A 19,676-nucleotide genomic window follows, 5' to 3' on the forward strand; every position below is an offset into this window, starting at 1 on the left:
AAGTACTACTTTGTGTATTAGTGACCATTTACTGGATACTGCGAAAAAGCAGATTAGTATACATTTCAGATATGTGAAGGTACTCTAGGTATAGAATGTACATAACTTTTTAAAAGGAGAGAAAAAAATGCAAGTAATTACTGGTAAAACTGCTCTAATTACAGGGGCTGGTCGTGGAATAGGAAAAGCAACAGCAATCGCATTTGCAAAAGAAGGTATTCACGTTGGGCTGCTAGCTCGTACGATTGAAAATTTAGAACAAGTAGCAGCCGAATTAAAGGATTTCGGAGTAAAGGTTTCCATTGCAACCGCAGACGTTGCTGACATGGATTCCGTTAACCAAGCTGTAGAGAAGATAAAAGCTGATCTTGGTTCTATAGACATTTTAGTAAATAGCGCAGGCATTAGTAAATTTGGTAATTTCCTTGAACTAGATCCAGCTGAATGGACGAAAATTATTCAAGTAAATGTAATGGGGACTTACTACGTAACACGAGCAGTATTACCTGAAATGATTGAAAGAAAAACAGGCGACATTATTAATATCTCATCTACTGCAGGGCAAAAAGGTGCACCAGTAACAAGTGCTTATAGTGCATCAAAAGCAGCTGTTATCGCATTAAGTGAATCATTAATGTTAGAAGTAAGAAAGCATAACATACGTGTCGTTACACTGACGCCAAGCACAGTTGCTACAGATATGGCAGTTGAGTTGAACTTAACCGATGGCAACCCAGAAAAAGTGATGCAGCCAGAAGATCTTGCAGAATTTATGGTTGCTCAGCTTAAGATGAATCCGAGAATCTTACTCAAATCTGCGGGATTGTGGTCGACCAATCCATAAATTAAGTGAATAGAAGAAAAAGGAAAAGCGGTTAATATTGCTTTTCTTTTTTTGAAGAAAAAAGTGTATTTGTCTATTCTCTATCAAAAAAGGGAGTGATTGCGAGAATGTAAGGGATAGTGTAAGATTGTTTTTATGAATAATGCTATATAAGCGGGTGGAAAAAAGTGCGCTACCATGGAAGGTTATTGGCAATTGGAGTGGTTCTTTTATTTAACTTACTCCGTTATTTTTATTATCATCAATATTTAGCGTTGCCTTTTAAATGGACTTTTTTTATTTTAACCGTTATTTTTTTGGTTGTAGCATGGTGGAGCGGAAAGCAATTTGATCATGTAAAATACATGTCTGAAAGAGATCCGTTGACCGGTACATATAATCGTCGCACGGTAGAAAAATCCTTCCAAAAAGTTGCAAAAAAATGTGATCAAAAAGATCAATCACTCGGAATTATTATGTTGGATCTAAATAATTTTAAAGAAGTGAACGACGAATTTGGGCACCAAAGAGGCGATGAACTGCTCATACAAACTGCAGCTACATTAAATCATTTTGTGGGGAAAAATGGTATCGTTGCAAGATGGGGTGGGGACGAATTTATCATACTAGTTTCCAATGTAAAAGAAAACTTTGCTGAAAGTTATGTGAAGAAACTTCAAAAAAGGATTAAAGAGCAAAGTTCTGAAGCTTTTTCGAACGTTGGGGCTTCTGTTGGGTATTCCATTTATCCAAGACAAGGTGTAAGTTTTCAAAAGTTAATTCAAAAAGCTGATGCGAAAATGTATAAAGAAAAAAAGGAAAAGTGACGATATCGCTTTTCCTTTTTTATTGGTTAAGAAACTGTGTGGTAAAGCTTTAAAAGATGATTACTTCGATTTTCACTTCAGGCGTTCGTTTTCCGCAGCGTAAGCGAACTCCTGTAATGACTCATTCTGCAAACTGGTATACGTGGAGCTACTTCAGAGTGAAAAATATAAACCCTCGTCTAAATCGTACGAGGGTTTATATTTCAGTGGGGGATGACGGGGACTAAAAGTGCGACGTCCATGTCGCAACGTCCCCACTAGCACGTCCAGTGCGTCGAAAAACCCCGGCTGATTGAAGTTTCACTTTATCCAATACGACTTTCTGTTTCCTTATCGAAAAAATGGCTTCTTGATAGATCAAAGAATAGTTTAATTTTTTGATCAGGCTGAATAGGTGAATCTGAATTTATACGGGCAATGTACTGTTGACCTTCGAGGGAAGAATAGATCATCATTTCTGCTCCCGTTAATTCCGATACTTCGATAGTTGCTTTTACGGTTGAATCGGAAGATTGAGCTATTAACTCAGGGTCTTCTGATATATGTTCAGGTCTTATTCCTAGAAGGATTTCTTTATTGTTATATCCTAGCGAGTTTAGAAACGAGAGCCTCTCTTGAGGAATCTTCAATGCAACATTTCCAATTTTGAAGTAGCCATCCGTGATTTTACCTTCAAAAAAGTTCATCGCAGGCGAGCCGATAAATCCACCTACAAATATGTTTTCTGGATTCTCATATACTTCTTTAGGCGTCCCGATTTGCTGGATTAGTCCGTCTTTCATAACGACAAGACGTGATGCCATTGTCATTGCCTCTGTTTGGTCGTGTGTTACATAAATTGTTGTCGTTTTCAGTCGTTGATGTAACTTTGCTATTTCAGCACGCATTTGGACACGTAATTTTGCATCTAGATTCGATAATGGTTCATCCATAAGAAATACTTTTGCATCGCGAACAATTGCACGACCAAGTGCCACACGCTGACGTTGACCACCCGACAATGCTTTTGGCTTTCTATCTAAGTGTGCTTCGAGGCCAAGAATACTTGCAGCGTTTTTCACACGTTTATCGATTTCCGCTTTAGAGAATTTCCTTAGCTTCAAACCGAAAGCCATATTGTCATATACAGTCATATGGGGATAAAGTGCATAGTTCTGAAATACCATTGCTATGTCACGATCCTTTGGCGGGACATTATTCATCGATTTTCCATTGATACGAAAATCACCTTCCGAAATTTCTTCAAGTCCTGCAATCATACGAAGTGTTGTTGATTTTCCGCATCCAGAAGGACCGACCAGAACGATAAACTCTTGATCTTGGACACGCAAATCAAAATTAGAAACTGCTGTTGCGCCATCCTCGTATACTTTGTAAATATTTTCAAGAACTATTTTCTCCATTTTGAGCAACTCCTCTATTATTTCTTTCTATAGATAGGTTACCAAGCCTAGAGAAATCTCAAAATGTAATATTTGCACAATTCTAATCATTAAGTGTTGTGCGATTTGTATACTCCTCCATTGCAATCAAACTGGCGCAATAAGCAACAAGTGCCCCATCGAAATTACGTACATTAATATCTGTCACAACTTGAAATTTAGAAAGTCGATATTGAAGAGTGTTTCGGTGCACGTGCAATTTTTTGGCTGCGACTGAAGCATTGAAGCCATTTTCAAAAAGGAGTTGAACTGATTGTAATAACTCCATATCGTATTCAATTGGTTCTAATATCTCCTTGTGAATTATTTGTTTTAGTTCTTCTGATATTTGATCTATCAAGATAAAAGGAAAAGTATTTTGCATCGAATATATTTGTTCAGCTCGATTCCGCGACAGACCTTTGAAGAACCACTTTTGTTCTGTTATAAAATGTGAGGCAAAGGGCTGGGTTGTTGGATGAAATTTCCCGATATACATTTTAACTGTGATGAAAAAATCACTTTCAAGCGCAACGATAAAAGAAGAGAAGTCATCTAAAGTATGTATATAGGAAGACTTCTCTTCAATTAGGACCGCATCTTCTGAAGAGATAAAAATGAGTCGCATGGCATCGTCAAAAAATAGTTTGACTGCCTCTTCCAAATGGGATTCTATAGCTTCTTTCACATTAAAATGAAGTTGAATAATGCGGATCTCCGTATCCTTTTTTAGAGGGACAGGTCCTTTGTCATGAAGAAACTTAATCCATTTTTCTGCTAGAGATTCATTGGTGAGACCGGCTGGCTTGACTTCTTGAAACAGAGAACAAAGCAGTGCATATTCACGGTCAGATACTTCATTTTTGTCGATGGTCATCCAACAGTTTAATTTTTCATTGTGAAAGATATATGTATATGTTTCATTTAAATTTGGACATTCAGATAATAGTTCGATAGATGGAAAAAGTGTTGCTAAGTTAGTGGACACTATATGACATCTCCTATCCTGAAGCTATTGGAACCTTAAATGTTCTATTTTAGCTTTTAGTATTAATGGGGGGATTTATGAATATGAAAAAACCTCCAAAGAAATTTTTCTTTTTTGTCAACTCAGCGGTCATATGCTTGAACGTAGGACATTTATAGTTGAATTGACACTCTCTCACTTAAAGTCTATCATTTATTTTAATAGAAAGAAAATTGGGAATTTTAAAAGAGGATGGCGATACTAGGAATGAAAAGAGATACAACAGAGAAAAATGCAAGGAAATTAGACGAGCAAGATACTTTGAAAAAGTTTCGGACTGAGTTTTATTTACAGCCAGATGTTGTGTATATGGATGGGAACTCTTTAGGATTGCTGTCAAAAAGGGCAGAGCAGTCATTGTTATCATTATTAGATTCTTGGAAGAAATACGGGATCGACGGATGGACGAAAGGGGAACATCCATGGTTTTATTTCTCTGATAGGTTAAGTGAAATGTGTGCACCACTTGTGGGGGCGGAGAAAGAAGAAGTAATCATTACTGGATCAACGACTTCGAATTTACATCAGTTAGTCGCAAGCTTTTATCATCCAGAAGGAGCACGCACGAAGATTTTAGCGGATGAGTTGAATTTTCCTTCTGATTTATACGCGATTAGTAGTCAGTTATCTTTGCATGGGTACGATCCTGAAGAGCATATGGTATTAGTGAAAAGTCGTGATAGGGATACGTTAGATGAAGCAGATATTATAGAAGCTATGCAAGAGGATGTTGCGCTTATCGTATTGCCGAGTGTTTTATATAGAAGTGGACAAATTTTAAACATAAAAGAGTTGACGAAAGCTGCACATGAACGAAATATTTTGATTGGTTTTGATTTATGTCATTCAATTGGCTCGGTTCCACATGAGCTAAGTGACTGGGATGTGGATTTTGCTTTTTGGTGTAACTACAAACATTTGAACGGCGGACCAGGAGCAGTTGGGGGATTATATGTGAATCAAAAACATTTCGGTCAAAAACCAGGGCTTGCAGGATGGTTTGGTTCTGATAAAGAAAAACAGTTTGACCTTTCGATTCAAATGACACCAGCCGCGAATGCAGGTGCCTATCAAATTGGAACGCCCAATATTTTAAGTGCAGCTCCATTATATGGATCACTGGAAATATTTGCGGAAGCAGGAATAGATGCCATCCGAGAAAAATCCTTAAAATTAACAGATTTTATGACATTGCTGATAGAAGAAGAGTTGTGTGACTATCATTTTACAATCGCAAGTCCAAAGGATCACGACCGTCGCGGTGGACATATTTATTTGGTCCATGAAGAAGCAGCTCGCATTTGTAAAGCATTAAAAGAGTATCAAGTCATTCCAGATTTCCGTTCTCCAAATGGTATACGTTTAGCACCTGTTGCCTTATATAACTCATTTCTAGATGTGTGGAAAACCGTACAAATTCTAAAGAAGATAATGAAAGAAGAGTCATATAAAAAGTTCGAAAATAAACGAGAAGTTATAGCGTAAAAGGAGGGGCTCCATGACGGAGGATATTTCGAAACTGCATGAGAAATTGAAGGGTGAAACAGGCATTCACACTAATTTTAAAGAAGATATGACGTACGGTGATTATTTACAGCTAGATAGCATTTTATCTAGTCAGAAACGGTTATCAGGTCATCACGATGAAATGCTATTTATCATCATTCATCAAGTAAGTGAGCTTTGGATGAAGTTAATACTGCATGAATTAACTAGTGCTATTCAAGCGATTCAAGAGGATAAAATGCAGGCGGCTTTTAAGATGCTTGCACGTGTGACGAAAATCCAAACACAGATCATTCAAGCTTGGGATGTACTTTCGACATTAACACCAGCTGAGTATTTGGAGTTTCGTGATAAACTAGGGAAAGCATCAGGATTTCAATCTTTCCAGTATAGACAAATTGAGTTTGCTCTAGGCTATAAAACGAAGCAAATTCTTAAAATCTACGAGCAAGATACTGTGTTGTATAAACAGCTAGAAAAAGCGTACAATGCACCAAGTATTTATGATGTGTCAATTCAGGCATTAGCAAAAGCAGGATTTCAACTTAGCCCAACTGCTTTGAACCGTGATTATTCCGTAACTTATGGGGGAGATGAGTCGGTTGCTAATGCATGGAAAGAAGTATATCGAAATGTAGATAAATACTGGAATTTGTATCAGTTAGCAGAAAAACTCGTAGATGTGGAGGACTGGCTACAGCAATGGCGCTTCCGCCATATGAAAACAGTGGAACGAATTATTGGGTTTAAAACTGGAACAGGTGGTTCATCCGGTGTGAATTATTTACGTAAAGTGCTAGATCATCGTTTTTTCCCTGAACTGTGGGATTTGAGAACTAGTCTTTAGGAAGAAAGAAGGAAGTATATGAATTCGAATAGAGGACAATGGTCAACCAAACTAGGCTTTATCCTGTCTTCTGCTGGAGCAGCAATTGGACTCGGGGCTATCTGGAAAATGCCATATGTGACTGGACAAAACGGTGGGGGTGCTTTCTTTTTAATCTTCGTCTGCTTAACATTATTAATTGGACTTCCGATGTTAATATCTGAGTTTATTATTGGAAGAGGAGCTGGCGAAGAAGCGATTACTGCTTATAAAAAGTTAGTGCCACATAGCGCATGGGTGTGGATTGGGAGGCTTGGTGTCGTTGGATGCTTCCTTTTATTATCTTTTTATAGTGTGGTAGGAGGATGGATATTAATATACAGCGGCATGTCGGTTGTTGGAAATGTCATTACAGACAATACAAGCTCGGATGTGTTGTTTGGCACAATTATCGGAACTCCTTGGATTACGTTAGTAGGATTGCTTGTGTTTACATTACTAAACGTATGGGTTATTTCTTCAGGGGTACAAAATGGTATAGAAAAAGCAAACAAATTAATGATGCCCTTATTATTTATTTTTTTCTTTATACTCGTAATTAGATCGTTGACGCTAGACGGTGCCATGGAAGGTGTGAAATTTTTTCTTTCCCCCGACTTTTCGAAGACGACAGGGGAATCTATTTTGTATGCGTTAGGGCAATCCTTTTTTGCCTTAGCTGTTGGGTTTTCTTGTATGGTCACCTATAGCTCTTATTTAAAGAAAGATGTAAGTTTACCGTATTCTGCGGGGTCCGTTGTCATTATGAATATTTTCGTATCGTTGCTTGCAGGGTTAGCCATTTTTCCTGTCGTTTTTGCTTTTGGCTATGAGCCAGCGGAAGGACCAGGATTACTTTTTATCGTACTGCCAACAGTATTTGGTCAAATGCCTTTTGGGGAAGTATTTTTAGCGTTATTTTTAATTCTGTTTTTATTTGCGACATTGACATCTTCTTTTAGCATGTACGAAATTATTGTTGCTGCACTTATGGAGAAATGGAAGAACGCACGTAAAGGGATCACTTGGATAATAGGAGGAATAATTTTTGTTGCATCAATTCCATCCGCATTATCATCCAGTTTACTTAAGGACGTGACAATCTTTCAAAAAAGCGTCTTTGATGCAACGGATTTTTTAGTAAGTAATATGATGCTTCCTCTTGGAAATCTGTTAATAGCTATTTTTATCATTCACAAGATGAATAAAGTATTAGTCGAGGAAGAGTTTAAGCTTAGCAGCACACTAGCTCCTGGATATTATACAGCTTGGCGCTTTTTGATGACCTGGATGGTACCGGTTGTAATAGTAGTTGTGTTGGTTTATTCACTTCGCCCTATTTTAGGAGGATGACAATGAAAAAACAATGGATCGATATTTCACAGCCTTTTTCCCATAAAATCGGAACATGGCCGGGCGATACGCCGTTTCAATTTGAACTATCCTACTCAAAAGAAGAGACCGGCTCCGTTAATATTGGTCGTTTCACCACAAGTGTACATACTGGAACGCATGCCGATGCACCCTTTCACTTTGACAGCGACGCGCCGACAATAGAACAACTCGACATTAATGTTTATATTGGACGTGCAAAGGTAGTAGATGTCACAGGGCTAGATTTAATAGGAAGGGAAGAGTTGGAAGCATTTGAACTAGATGGAGTGGAACGATTACTTTTGAAAACTGCTAAAATGGTTAACGAGGAACAATTTCCAACACAAATTCCCATATTAAAAGAAAATATCGGTGCTTTCTTGCAAGAAAAAGGTATTTTTTTAATAGGGGTTGAACATCCCTCTGTTGATGCATTAGATGATAAACAATTGCCAGCGCATCATGCACTTTATCGACATGGTGTGCATATTTTAGAAAATTTACTTCTACAAGACGTAACACCTGGCAATTATGAACTGATTGCTTTGCCATTAAAGATTCAAGGAGCGGATGGTAGTCCAGTAAGAGCTGTAATCCGAGCAATATGAGAAAAGTCTTCTATTTGCGATATCAGCTGATAGAAGACTTTTTTTGCAAATTTGACGAAATGGTAAACTACGGATGAATTTTAATGGAAACAGGGAAGAATAGTGACGTAAATCATACCGCATTTATTATTTAGTGTTTATACTAGAGGAAGTGAGTGACACCGGATTTTAGACGAGGAGTGAGCATTTTGAAAAAAGTAGTTGTGGTAGGCGGAGGTATTACAGGACTTTCTGTAATGCATTATTTGCAAAAACTTAAAATAGAAAAAGCGCTAGATATGGAAATGGTATTGGTAGAGTCGAATCAATACTTAGGCGGGAAAATTCACTCGGTAAAGCAAAAAGAGTTCATTATGGAAACAGGAGCAGATTCGATCGTTGCACGTCATGAAGAGGTACTACCTCTAGTGGAGGATCTACAGTTGGAAGATGAGCTTGTATATAACGCAACAGGTATTTCTTATATATATACGAATAACGAACTACATGCCATTCCAGCAGATACAGTGTTTGGAATACCGATGAGTGAGGAATCGTTAGAAAGTAGTACACTAGTTTCCGATGAGGGAAAGGAAGAAGCATTAAAGGATCTTAATCTATCCAATGAAAGCTTTACAAAAGACAGCTCAATCGGATCGTTCCTAGAGCATTTCTTAGGAAAAGAGTTGGTCGAAAAACAAATAGCACCTGTATTATCAGGTGTATATTCAGGGGATCTAGATAAGCTTACGTTGGCCTCCACATTACCATATTTAATAGACTATAAAGAAGATTACGGTAGCATTATGAAAGGATTAGGAGCCAATAAAGAAAAATTCCAAGCAGCTTCCAATAAAAAATTTATTTCTTTTAAAAATGGTCTTTCTGCTTTGATCGACCGCTTAGAAAAAGAGCTTAGTGATGCTACTATTTTAAAAGGGATACATACAACGAAAGTGGAGAAAATGGACGATCGATATGAGGTTTCCTTTGCAAATCATGAGTCGATCGAAGCAGATTACGTTATATTAACAACTCCGCACGATGTTACACAAAGAATATTGCAAAACGAAGTTTTGAACGCTGATTTTAATAAGCTGAAAAACTCATCGCTTATAAGCATTTATCTCGGTTTTGACATTCCAGACGAACAGCTTCCTGCAGAAGGCACTGGCTTTATCGTTTCTCATAATAGCGATGTGAAATGCAATGCATGTACTTGGACAAGTCGTAAATGGAAGCATACATCAGAAAATAGTCATTTGCTTGTTCGTATGTTTTATAAAAGCTCGAATCTTGCATTTGAAGAAATGAAACATATGAGTGAAGAAGAACTAGTTCAAATTGCATTGCAAGATATTGAGAAAAGCTTAAAGCTGAATGGGAAACCGAGTGTCGTAGAAGTGACCAAATGGAATGATTTAATGCCAAATTATCATTTAGAACATGGGAAAGCGGTTAAATCCTTACGAGATAAGATGTCTTTTCAGCTGCCTAATGTAATACTTGCAGGATGCTCTTATTATGGTGTTGGTATAGGGGCATGTATTAAAAATGGAAAAGAAACAGCTGAATTAGTTGTTAATAATTTTTAGCTACAAATGATGAGAGTGTCCTAAAAAGTACTTTTTAGGATACTTTTTTTCATGTTGAGAAACTAAACCATGGGATTTATATAGTAAAGAAAATTCAAAATTAACTTGACGCTTTAGTTTAATAAAGGTACGATATCACTAATTGTTGAAAACTGAATATTGAATTCTTATCAAGAGAAGCTGAGGGACTGGCCCTGTGAAGCTTCAGCAACCTGCCGAATAGGTTAGGTGCTAAATCCAGCAGACAACTAATAGTCTGAAAGATGAGAAGGGACGCATTTCGTATGCTTATGAAGCCTTCTTTTAAAAAAAGAAGGTTTTTTTATTTTAAGGAAGGATGGGTGCAAGTGGGATTATTAGATAAGTTACGAACAAATATGTTAACGGCAGATGGAGCGATGGGAACACTCCTATATTCATATGGAATTGAATATTGCAATGAAGAATTAAATATCCAAAGACCTGAAATTATTAAAAAGATTCACCAGGAATATATCAAAGCTGGTGCAGATATTATTCAAACGAACACATATGGTGCAAATGCGATTAAATTAGCAAGATATGGACTGGAGAATCGTGTGAAAGAAATCAATGAAGCGGCAATTCAAATTGCCAAACAGGCAGCCGCACCAGGTGAACAGTTTGTGCTAGGGACAATCGGTGGTATTCGTGGCATTCGAAAAAGTGATGTAAGCTTAGAGGAAATCATTCAAAAGGTCGACAAGCAAGTGAATCACTTACTCTCTGGGGATCCGGATGGACTATTGCTTGAAACGTATTATGATTTTGAAGAGCTAGCTGCTACTGTTACGCACTTACGAAAATTAACAACTACGCCAATTATAGCCCAAGTATCGATGCATGAGCCTGGCATATTACAAAATGGGTTATCGTTGAACGATGCATTGCAACAGCTGGATACATTAGGAGCAGATGTCGTTGGTGTCAATTGCCATCTAGGGCCATTCCACACGATACAGGCATTAGAGGAGGTTACACTGCCGAAAAATGCATATCTTTCTGCTTTTCCAAATGCAAGTTTGTTAGATATAGAAGACGGCCGTATTGTATACGAGTCAGAAGCAGATTATTTCGGTAAGGCAGCGCTACTTCTTAGTGAAGAAGGGGTTCGATTAATCGGTGGATGCTGTGGGACGACACCAAAGCATATCGAAGCTGCGAAAAAAAGAATTGGTCATTTATCCCCGTTAACAACAAAAGTCGTAGCTCCTAAAAAGCCAATCATTATCCGTGAGGCAGAGCCGAATATCAATGAACCACTTCATGAAAAAGCGCAAAATGGAAGGACTATTATTGTAGAACTAGACACACCGCGTCATTTAGATACGACAACTTTTATGGAAGGTGCAACAAAGCTCTATGATGCCGGTGTTGACGCAGTGACAATGGCGGATAATTCACTTGCTTCTCCGCGCATCAGCAATATGGCGATGGGATCGATGTTAAAGCTACAAAATAATATTCGACCACTTGCACATATTACTTGTCGCGATCGTAATCTAATTGGGCTTCAATCACATTTAATGGGGCTTGATGCGCTTGGAATTCATGACATATTAGCAGTAACAGGAGACCCAACAAAAATTGGAGATTTTCCCGGTGCTACAAGCGTATATGATGTTTCCAGTTTGGAATTGATTCAATTAATAAAACAGTTAAATGAAGGAATTTCATTCTCCGGAAAATCGCTTCGAAAAAAAACAAACTTCTCTGTTGCGGCGGCATTTAACCCAAACGTCCGAGTACTTGACCGAGCAGTAAAAAGGTTGGAGAAGAAAATTGAGTGTGGAGCTGATTATTTCATTACGCAGCCGGTTTATACAAAAGAAAAAATTCAAGAAATCTTTGAAGCGACGAAACATTTAGCAACTCCTATTTTTATCGGTATTATGCCACTAACAAATATTCGAAACTCAGAGTTTTTACACAATGAAGTGCCAGGTATCAAATTATCCGACGATGTGCTAGAAAGAATGCGTGCTTGTGGGGAAGATAGAGAACGTGCAACAGCGGAAGGTATTCAAATTGCTAAAGAACTAATAGACACTGCCGCTGAATTGTTCAATGGTATTTACATTATTACGCCATTCTTCCGTTATGATATGTCATTGGAATTGATTAAGCATATTCAAGAAATTGACAGTAAGAAAGTGAGAGAGAGCAGCTATGTCCAAACATCTAATTGAGCAACAACTTGAAAAGAGGATTCTCCTCATCGATGGAGCTATGGGGACGATGATCCAAAATGCGAATCTTACGGCGGATGATTTCGGAGGCGAGCAGTATGACGGATGCAATGAGTATTTAAATATAGTGAATCCAGGTGTTATTGAGCAAATTCATCTTGAATATTTAGAAGCCGGTGCTGATATTATTTGTACGAATACGTTTGGGGGAACACCGGTAGTATTGAACGAATATGATTTAGGTAGCCAAGCATACGACATTAACTTTCGTGCCGCTCAATTTGCCAAGAAATGCACGGAAGAATATTCAACATTGGAATGGCCACGATTTGTAGCTGGGGCGATTGGACCGACGACGAAGACGTTATCTGTTACTGGTGGGATTACGTTTGAAGAGCTAACGCATGATTTTTATGTGCAAGCAAAAGCATTAGTGGAAGGCGGTTCTGACTTGATTTTACTTGAAACAAGTCAAGATATGCTAAATGTTAAAGCCGCAACGATAGGGATTAAACAAGCATTCACAGAAACTGATAAAGAGCTTCCGATTATGATTTCTGGAACAATTGAACCAATGGGAACTACCCTTGCAGGGCAAAGCATTGAAGCTTTCTATATTTCGATCGAACATATAAAACCGCTTTCTGTTGGGCTGAATTGTGCGACAGGTCCTGAATTTATGACCGATCATATTCGCTCACTTTCAGAGCTGTCAGATGGTTATGTAAGCTGTTATCCAAATGCAGGATTACCAGACGAGGAAGGTCATTATCATGAGTCACCAGACTCCCTGTCTAAGAAGTTGAAAGGTTTTGCAGAAAAAGGATGGTTAAATCTAGTCGGTGGATGCTGTGGAACGACACCAGCACATATCCGTGCGGTACGAGAAGCGGTGGAGGGCATTGCCCCAAGAAAACCATCTGAAGCCAGTCATGGTCATGTCGTTTCTGGAATCGAACCACTTCTTTATGATGATTCGATGCGTCCTTTGTTAATAGGGGAGCGAACGAATGTAATCGGATCTCGAAAGTTCAAGCGACTTATAATAGAAGAAAAATTCGAAGAAGCATCTGAAATTGCACGTGCCCAAGTAAAAGGCGGTGCTCATGTAATAGATATTTGCCTAGCAAATCCAGACCGTGACGAGCTTACTGATATGACAAACTTTATGAAAGAAGTCGTGAAAAAAGTAAAGGTGCCGCTTGTAATAGATTCTACAGATGAAAAAGTTATTGAAGAAGCTATGAAGTATTCTCAAGGGAAAACGATTATTAACTCCATCAATTTAGAAGATGGAGAAGAACGTTTCGATGCTGTCCTACCGCTTGTCAAAAAATATGGTGCATCTGTCGTTGTTGGAACAATCGATGAAATAGGGATGGCTGTTACACGGGAGCGTAAACTGGAAATTGCAGAACGTTCGTATGATTTACTTGTGAATAAATGGGGGCTTGCGCCAGAAGATATCATATTTGACCCACTCGTATTCCCAGTAGGTACAGGTGATCAACAATATATTGGCTCTGCAGTGGAAACAATTGAAGGAATTCGCTTGATAAAAGAAAAAATGCCACGAGTCTTAACCACTCTAGGAGTCAGTAACGTGTCATTTGGACTTCCACCGGTTGGTCGAGAAGTGCTTAATGCAGTTTATCTTTATCATTGCACACAAGCAGGTCTCGATTATGCGATTGTAAATACGGAAAAACTAGAGCGATATGCATCCATTCCTGAGCAGGAAATTGAAATGGCGAATGACTTATTATTTACAACGACTGACAAAACACTTGCAGATTTCACAGACTTTTATCGAGATAAAAAGAAGGAAAAAACAGAAGCAGATATTCCAAAAACGGTACCGGAGCGTCTAGCCTATTACATTATCGAAGGAACGAAAGAAGGGCTAATTCCGGATTTAGAAAAAGCACTCAACATGTATGATACCCCTCTTGCAGTCATTAATGGCCCCCTTATGGATGGAATGGCGGAAGTAGGGCGTCTCTTCAACGATAACCAATTAATCGTTGCGGAAGTGCTTCAAAGTGCAGGAGTGATGAAAGCATCTGTATCTTATTTGGAGCAATTTATGGAGAAAAATGAGGATGACTCTGGAAAAGGAAAAATCGTTCTCGCAACGGTAAAAGGGGATGTGCATGACATCGGAAAAAACCTTGTCGATATTATTTTAAGCAATAATGGATACAAAGTGCTGGATATAGGAATAAAGGTAACACCAGCGGAACTAATAGAAGTGATTCGAAAAGAAAAGCCGGATATTGTAGGACTTTCCGGGCTACTTGTTAAATCAGCTCAACAAATGGTCATTACAGCACAGGATTTTAAAGAAGCAGGAATTGATATCCCGATGCTTGTGGGGGGAGCGGCTCTTTCCAGACGCTTCACGGAAACAAAAATTTCAGCAGAATATGAAGGCCCGGTACTGTACGCAAAAGATGCGATGCAAGGGCTAGAACTGGCAAATCGTTTGCAAGATGAAGGAGATAAAATAACTCTATTAGAAGAACTAACGATACAACAAGAAAAACGAAAAGTAGCAGAAGCAAACAGAGCTTCGAAACAAGCAGTGGCAGTTTTAACAAAGCCTGTGAAAACTGTGCGAGAGGATGTGCAAATATACAGACCAAAAGACTTGCGCAGACATGTATTAAAAGAATACTCCGTGGCTCATTTATATCCGTATGTAAATATGCGAACGCTTATTGGTCATCATTTAGGCTTAAAAGGATATAGCGATAAACTGCTTGAACAAAAGGATCAGCGCGCTGTGGAATTACATGAGCTTGTAACTGCGTTTCTAGGAGCAGACCTATTGAAACCATCTGGACTGTATCAATTTTTCCCGGCACAATCAGATGGAGATGATGTCATTATCTATGATCCAAGCGACGCAAAAACGGAAATAGAAAGATTTACGTTCCCACGGCAATCTGTTGAACCTTATCTTTGTCTTGCGGACTATTTGAAATCAGTCGAAAGTGGCGAAATGGATTACGTCGCATTCATGCTCGTTACTGCTGGCCAAGGTGTACGCACTGCAGCAAACAAATTAAAAGAACAAGGAAAGTTTCTAGAAAGTCATGCGTTGCAAGCAACTGCTCTAGAGCTAGCAGAAGGATTTGCAGAACGAATTCATCAAGAAATCCGAGACCAATGGGGCTTTCCAGACGCAACCGACTTTACAATGCGCGAGCGATTCGCCGCTAAGTACCAAGGACAACGTTTCTCATTTGGCTACCCAGCATGTCCTAATTTGGAAGACCAAGCAAAATTATTTGGACTATTAAAACCAGAGGATATCGGTGTAGAGTTAACCGAAGAGTTCATGATGGAACCTGAAGCGTCCGTGTCAGCCATTGTATTTGCGCATCCTGATGCGAGATATTTTGTTGTAGATTAACCAAAAACACAGGCAGCAGATTTTACTTCTGTCGCCTGTGTTTTTAGTTTATACAATTCCATAAAATGTATAAGCGCAATCAAATTATGTTGGAAAGCAACCATTACACCGGTGAGAGCAATCAATTCATGCTTTAAAGCAATTAGTTACCATGTGAGAGCAACCAATTCAAGCGCAAAAGCAACCAACTCCCAATTACTAGGAAGACTTCATGCCGCTCTTCACTCGCTTCAACTGAGCCACAATAATAACGCTGATAATCACTAGTAAAAACCAAGAGCTAATTTTCCCGATATGCACAATCGACCATGTAGTTTCCTGATTAGGATATTGCCAAGCGCCTAAAAATGTGGTGATATTTTCAGCAATCCATATAAAGAAACCGATCAATAGAAAAGCTAAAATCATAGGCATTTTATAAATACTTTTATTGACCCGAAAAGTTACAAACGTTCGGAAGAATATAATGACCAATAAAGCTTTTAAAGCCCATCTTACATCATAACTAAAATGATGTGTAAAAAAGTTCAAGTAGATAAGAGCGCTAATACTAACGGCAAAAAAAGGTTTTGGCCAGTTATACATATGTAAATCCATTCGTCTCCAACTTTGACAAATATAGCTTGCAACACTCGCATACATAAATCCACTATATAAAGGCACCCCAAAAAACTTGCTATAAGCTTCTTCCGGATACGCCCAAGAGCCCATATGTACTTTAAATATTTCAAGTGCCAAGCCGATTACATGAAACATACAAATGACCTTTAATTCATCAAAGGTTTCTAATTTCGATACAATCATAAAAATCTGAGCAGCTATACAAACGAGTAAAATAAAATCATAGCGCGGCAAAAATGGAATAGTAAAATATTTAGATAACGCAAGTGCACCAAAAATGATAACAGGAAATATACAACACAATGCTTGTAAATATCCGAATTTTAGAAAGTTCTTCATGGCAAGCCAAACCCCGACCTTCTTTTAAATAATGTCTATAAAATTTAGACGAAACGGCTTCTTACAAGTTGCTAAGAATCGAAATCAAAAAGCCAGCTATAGGTGATAAATAGCTGGCTCCCTCTGTTATTTTTTTTTCTTAGCTTCTGGATCATTGTCTTCTAGTTTGAATTCATCCGTAACATCATCCATTATTTCTTTCGTGGAAGTTTTGAATTCTTTTAAAGTTTGTCCCACAGCTCTACCTAATTGAGGTAGTTTGGAAGGACCGAAAATGATTAAAGCTAACGCTAGCAAGATTATTAAACCAGGTACACCGATATTTGGCAAGGTATTACCTCCTTTTAGCAGTCAATTTTAATATTAACTAATTTCAAATCTTTTATACTATTGGCTGCTACTAACTAATTACCGTCATCATTAAACGAATTATTACGAATGGTTGTAGGATAAAAGACTTAATAGTTAAGGAACATTTGTTGTCTAAATAACTAGTGACAGAATATCCAAGTCGGTATAATTTAGAACAGAAAGGACGAGATGTATGAATTCAGCAAAACCTAATGATGAGAGCAGAAGTATAAGAAGAACGAAGCAAATTTTTAAGCTGCACATTATTAGTTTAATCCGTGAAAAAGGGTACAAGAATGTAACTGTTACGGATATTGTGGAACGTGCCCATTTCATATATAGATATTAAAAATGAAGAGATTCAAAATCAAACATTTTCATACGTATAAAATGTATGGGTCATATGGAGTAATATTCAAGGCGAATACTAGTTCTTTTCGGTTTAATTAAAAGAACCAGCTATTGACTAAAATAGCTGGTTCTTCCTATAATTTATTTCTTTTCAAGCTCTATTTCTTTTGCTTCGGATTTAACTTCCTCTTTTTCTTCATCATTTATAATATCTCGTGTCGAGGTTTTAAATTCTTTTAATGTTTGTCCAACTGCTCTACCTAGTTGAGGAAGCTTTGATGGGCCAAAGATAACTAAAGCAATGATTAATACGAGGATTAAACCCGGTATCCCTATATTTGGCATGGAAATTCCTCCTTTTCATTTTAGACTCGATACAAATATAACATACTTCGTTAAAAAAGTGTTATTTGGCGTTGTCTAGTTAACTACGTCTTAAGCCTTACTAATTTTCCTCCCAGAGTCTGTTTAGAAAAAGATGCTTTTGAGAGATGATTAGAAAAGCAGATATGAGGGCAAAATGCTTCTTATGAACGAGGTGAAAAAGATGGAAAAGACGATTTATATCGTGTTGACTAATACAGGGACACTGTTTTCTAAAGCAATAGGAATGTATACGAGAAAAGACATGAATCATGCATCCATCGCTTTTGATGAAGAACTGAATGAGATGTATAGTTTTGGTAGGAAAAATAAACATAATCCATTTAATGCAGGATTCATAAGGGAAGAACCGACAGAAGGGCTTTTCACTCATGCATCATGTGCGATTTATAAATGTGAAGTAACCTGTAAAGAATATAATCGAATGCGAAATAAAATCCGTCATATGGAACAGGATAGAGAATTATATAAATATAATTTAATCGGATTATTTGGAGTAGCTATGAATATAAAAATTGAAAGAGAGTATGCATTTTTCTGTTCACAATTTGTTGCAACAATGATGAATGAATGCAAATCTATGCAATTACAAATTGCACCCTACTTAGTGCAACCACATCATTTTGAGCAGCACTCTTCGTTAAATCTTTTATATAAAGGCAAATTACAAACATATGTATATAATAAACGCGGCGTAGAAGAGAGCGTGCAAAAGAATAATTGGAGACGTTTTGCATTTCCAATCTAGTGAATATCTGTTCATTGCTAAAACTACTATTAATAATTCCTTGCTTATGTCATATTAATAATTGAAGCATTATATTGAATTATATGAAAAGTGATTTCAGGGGGGTAAACAATGGAGAAGCTTGTAAAACTTAGAGAAGCATTTGAGGAGTTAGGAATAGATGGAGTATTAGTAACGGATGGTATTAATAGAAGATACTTAACAGACTTTACTGGAAGTGCGGGAACTGTGCTTATCTCAAAAACGGAAGCATATTTATTAGTAGATTTTCGTTATACTAGCCAAGCGAATGCACAGACGAAGAATTTTACAATAAAAGAAATAGATAGAGCGATTATCTATAAGGAAATTGCTAATCTTGCAGAAAGCTTAGGGATTAAAAAGCTAGGTTTCGAACAACAACGCGTATCTTATCAGTACTATTCTGAGTTTAGTAAATATGCTAAAGCTGATTTAGTACCGCTCTCTGGGACAGTAGAAAAATTACGCATGTTTAAAAGTGAATCTGAAATAGCAATTCTTAAAAAGGCAGCCGAAATTTCAGATGCCGCATTTTCACATATTTTAACGGTTATTCGTCCGGGGATTACTGAAATTGAAATAGCAAACGAACTAGAATTCCATATGCGAAAACTAGGAGCTACTTCTTCTTCCTTTGATATGATTGTTGCTTCAGGTGTTCGCTCTGCATTACCGCATGGAGTAGCAAGTGAAAAGATAGTAGAAAAAGGAGATATGATCACATTAGACTTTGGTGCGTATTATAACGGTTATTGCTCCGATATGACGAGAACGATTGCTGTAGGGGAACCAGACCCTAAGTTGAAAGAAATTTATGCGATTGTATCAGGAGCTCTCGAACATGCACTTGGTGGGATAAAAGCTGGAATGACAGGAAAAGAAGCAGATGCATTAACTCGTGATTTTATAAGTGAAAAAGGGTATGGCGAGTTTTATGGACACGGCATGGGTCATGGGATTGGCTTGTATATCCATGAAGATATTTTTATGAATCCAAAATGTGAGCAGCATATTGAAGAAGGAATGGTTTTGACGGTAGAACCGGGCATTTACATTCCTGATCTTGGTGGAGTTCGAATTGAGGATGATATTATCTTGAAGAAAGATAGCATAGAAATTATTACAAAATCCACCAAAGAATTAATTATTTTGTAACGGAAAAAGCTTCCTACTAGAGTGGGAGGCTTTTAATAATTTACTTTTTGTTTATA

General features: G+C 37.7%; 17 protein-coding genes and 1 riboswitch. Of the genes, 12 read left to right on the plus strand and 5 right to left on the minus strand.

The window, feature by feature from the left end; genetic code table 11:
- Positions 1 to 127: 127 nt before the first annotated feature.
- Both ACIP9W_RS13930 and ACIP9W_RS13935 read left to right on the plus strand, forming a co-directional pair.
- Positions 128 to 844 (plus strand): 3-ketoacyl-ACP reductase, encoded by a 717-nt coding sequence (locus ACIP9W_RS13930; protein WP_400790416.1) that lies wholly within the window; start codon positions 128 to 130, stop codon positions 842 to 844.
- A 167-nt stretch (positions 845 to 1,011) separates the two neighbouring features.
- Complete coding sequence (locus ACIP9W_RS13935; RefSeq protein WP_400790419.1) at positions 1,012 to 1,650, plus strand: GGDEF domain-containing protein; 639 nt, start codon at positions 1,012 to 1,014, stop codon at positions 1,648 to 1,650.
- Between the two features lie 305 nt (positions 1,651 to 1,955).
- On the opposite strand, the gene ACIP9W_RS13940 is transcribed toward ACIP9W_RS13935, so the two are convergent.
- The gene (locus ACIP9W_RS13940) at positions 1,956 to 3,053 is read right to left on the minus strand and encodes an ABC transporter ATP-binding protein (RefSeq protein ID WP_400790422.1); all 1,098 of its coding nucleotides are present in this window, start codon (positions 3,051 to 3,053) and stop codon (positions 1,956 to 1,958) included.
- Between the two features lie 82 nt (positions 3,054 to 3,135).
- Entirely contained in the window at positions 3,136 to 4,059 is a 924-nt protein-coding gene (locus ACIP9W_RS13945) for a PucR family transcriptional regulator (RefSeq protein ID WP_400790425.1), read from the minus strand.
- Between the two features lie 246 nt (positions 4,060 to 4,305).
- Here ACIP9W_RS13945 and kynU point away from each other — a divergent pair, with 246 nt between their 5' ends.
- The 7 genes from kynU to metH all read left to right on the plus strand — a co-directional run bounded on the left by kynU (position 4,306) and on the right by metH (position 15,650).
- Complete coding sequence (kynU, locus tag ACIP9W_RS13950; RefSeq protein ID WP_400790428.1) at positions 4,306 to 5,583, plus strand: kynureninase; 1,278 nt, start codon at positions 4,306 to 4,308, stop codon at positions 5,581 to 5,583.
- A gap of 13 nt (positions 5,584 to 5,596) precedes the next feature.
- Positions 5,597 to 6,451, plus strand: coding sequence for a tryptophan 2,3-dioxygenase (kynA, locus tag ACIP9W_RS13955; RefSeq protein ID WP_400790431.1), 855 nt, complete (start codon positions 5,597 to 5,599; stop codon positions 6,449 to 6,451).
- A gap of 18 nt (positions 6,452 to 6,469) precedes the next feature.
- Complete coding sequence (locus ACIP9W_RS13960) at positions 6,470 to 7,822, plus strand: sodium-dependent transporter (RefSeq protein ID WP_400790433.1); 1,353 nt, start codon at positions 6,470 to 6,472, stop codon at positions 7,820 to 7,822.
- Positions 7,823 to 7,824: 2 nt separating this feature from the next.
- Entirely contained in the window at positions 7,825 to 8,451 is a 627-nt protein-coding gene (gene kynB / locus ACIP9W_RS13965; RefSeq protein WP_400790435.1) for an arylformamidase, read from the plus strand.
- A gap of 188 nt (positions 8,452 to 8,639) precedes the next feature.
- The gene (locus ACIP9W_RS13970; protein WP_400790438.1) at positions 8,640 to 10,025 is read left to right on the plus strand and encodes a protoporphyrinogen oxidase; all 1,386 of its coding nucleotides are present in this window, start codon (positions 8,640 to 8,642) and stop codon (positions 10,023 to 10,025) included.
- Between the two features lie 164 nt (positions 10,026 to 10,189).
- A riboswitch (SAM riboswitch) is annotated at positions 10,190 to 10,295 on the plus strand.
- 77 nt (positions 10,296 to 10,372) lie between these two features.
- On the plus strand, positions 10,373 to 12,232 hold the full coding sequence (locus ACIP9W_RS13975) for a bifunctional homocysteine S-methyltransferase/methylenetetrahydrofolate reductase (RefSeq protein ID WP_400790441.1): 1,860 nt from the start codon (positions 10,373 to 10,375) through the stop codon (positions 12,230 to 12,232).
- Complete coding sequence (gene metH, locus ACIP9W_RS13980; protein WP_400790443.1) at positions 12,213 to 15,650, plus strand: methionine synthase; 3,438 nt, start codon at positions 12,213 to 12,215, stop codon at positions 15,648 to 15,650. Before ACIP9W_RS13975 ends, metH begins: the two co-directional genes overlap by 20 nt.
- A gap of 198 nt (positions 15,651 to 15,848) precedes the next feature.
- Here metH and ACIP9W_RS13985 read toward each other — a convergent pair whose 3' ends face one another.
- Together ACIP9W_RS13985 and tatA are read right to left on the minus strand one after the other, a co-directional pair.
- Entirely contained in the window at positions 15,849 to 16,610 is a 762-nt protein-coding gene (locus tag ACIP9W_RS13985; protein WP_400790446.1) for a DUF817 domain-containing protein, read from the minus strand.
- 126 nt (positions 16,611 to 16,736) lie between these two features.
- Positions 16,737 to 16,940 carry a twin-arginine translocase TatA/TatE family subunit gene (tatA, locus tag ACIP9W_RS13990; protein ID WP_400790449.1) on the minus strand — a complete coding sequence of 68 codons (204 nt, stop codon included), beginning with the start codon at positions 16,938 to 16,940 and terminating at the stop codon, positions 16,737 to 16,739.
- Positions 16,941 to 17,154: 214 nt separating this feature from the next.
- On the opposite strand from tatA, the gene ACIP9W_RS13995 reads away from it, so the two are divergent.
- On the plus strand, positions 17,155 to 17,310 hold the full coding sequence (locus tag ACIP9W_RS13995; protein ID WP_400790452.1) for a hypothetical protein: 156 nt from the start codon (positions 17,155 to 17,157) through the stop codon (positions 17,308 to 17,310).
- Between the two features lie 143 nt (positions 17,311 to 17,453).
- Here the strand turns inward: ACIP9W_RS13995 and ACIP9W_RS14000 are convergent, their stop codons facing one another.
- Positions 17,454 to 17,657, minus strand: coding sequence for a twin-arginine translocase TatA/TatE family subunit (locus ACIP9W_RS14000; protein WP_093274514.1), 204 nt, complete (start codon positions 17,655 to 17,657; stop codon positions 17,454 to 17,456).
- 202 nt (positions 17,658 to 17,859) lie between these two features.
- On the opposite strand from ACIP9W_RS14000, the gene ACIP9W_RS14005 reads away from it, so the two are divergent.
- Together ACIP9W_RS14005 and ACIP9W_RS14010 are read left to right on the plus strand one after the other, a co-directional pair.
- Positions 17,860 to 18,444 carry a hypothetical protein gene (locus ACIP9W_RS14005; RefSeq protein WP_400790456.1) on the plus strand — a complete coding sequence of 195 codons (585 nt, stop codon included), beginning with the start codon at positions 17,860 to 17,862 and terminating at the stop codon, positions 18,442 to 18,444.
- A gap of 111 nt (positions 18,445 to 18,555) precedes the next feature.
- Positions 18,556 to 19,620, plus strand: coding sequence for a M24 family metallopeptidase (locus ACIP9W_RS14010; protein ID WP_400790459.1), 1,065 nt, complete (start codon positions 18,556 to 18,558; stop codon positions 19,618 to 19,620).
- Positions 19,621 to 19,676 lie beyond the last annotated feature (56 nt).

It is taken from the genome of Psychrobacillus sp. NPDC093180 (genome assembly GCF_044754065.1).
GTDB lineage: Bacteria > Bacillota > Bacilli > Bacillales_A > Planococcaceae > Psychrobacillus.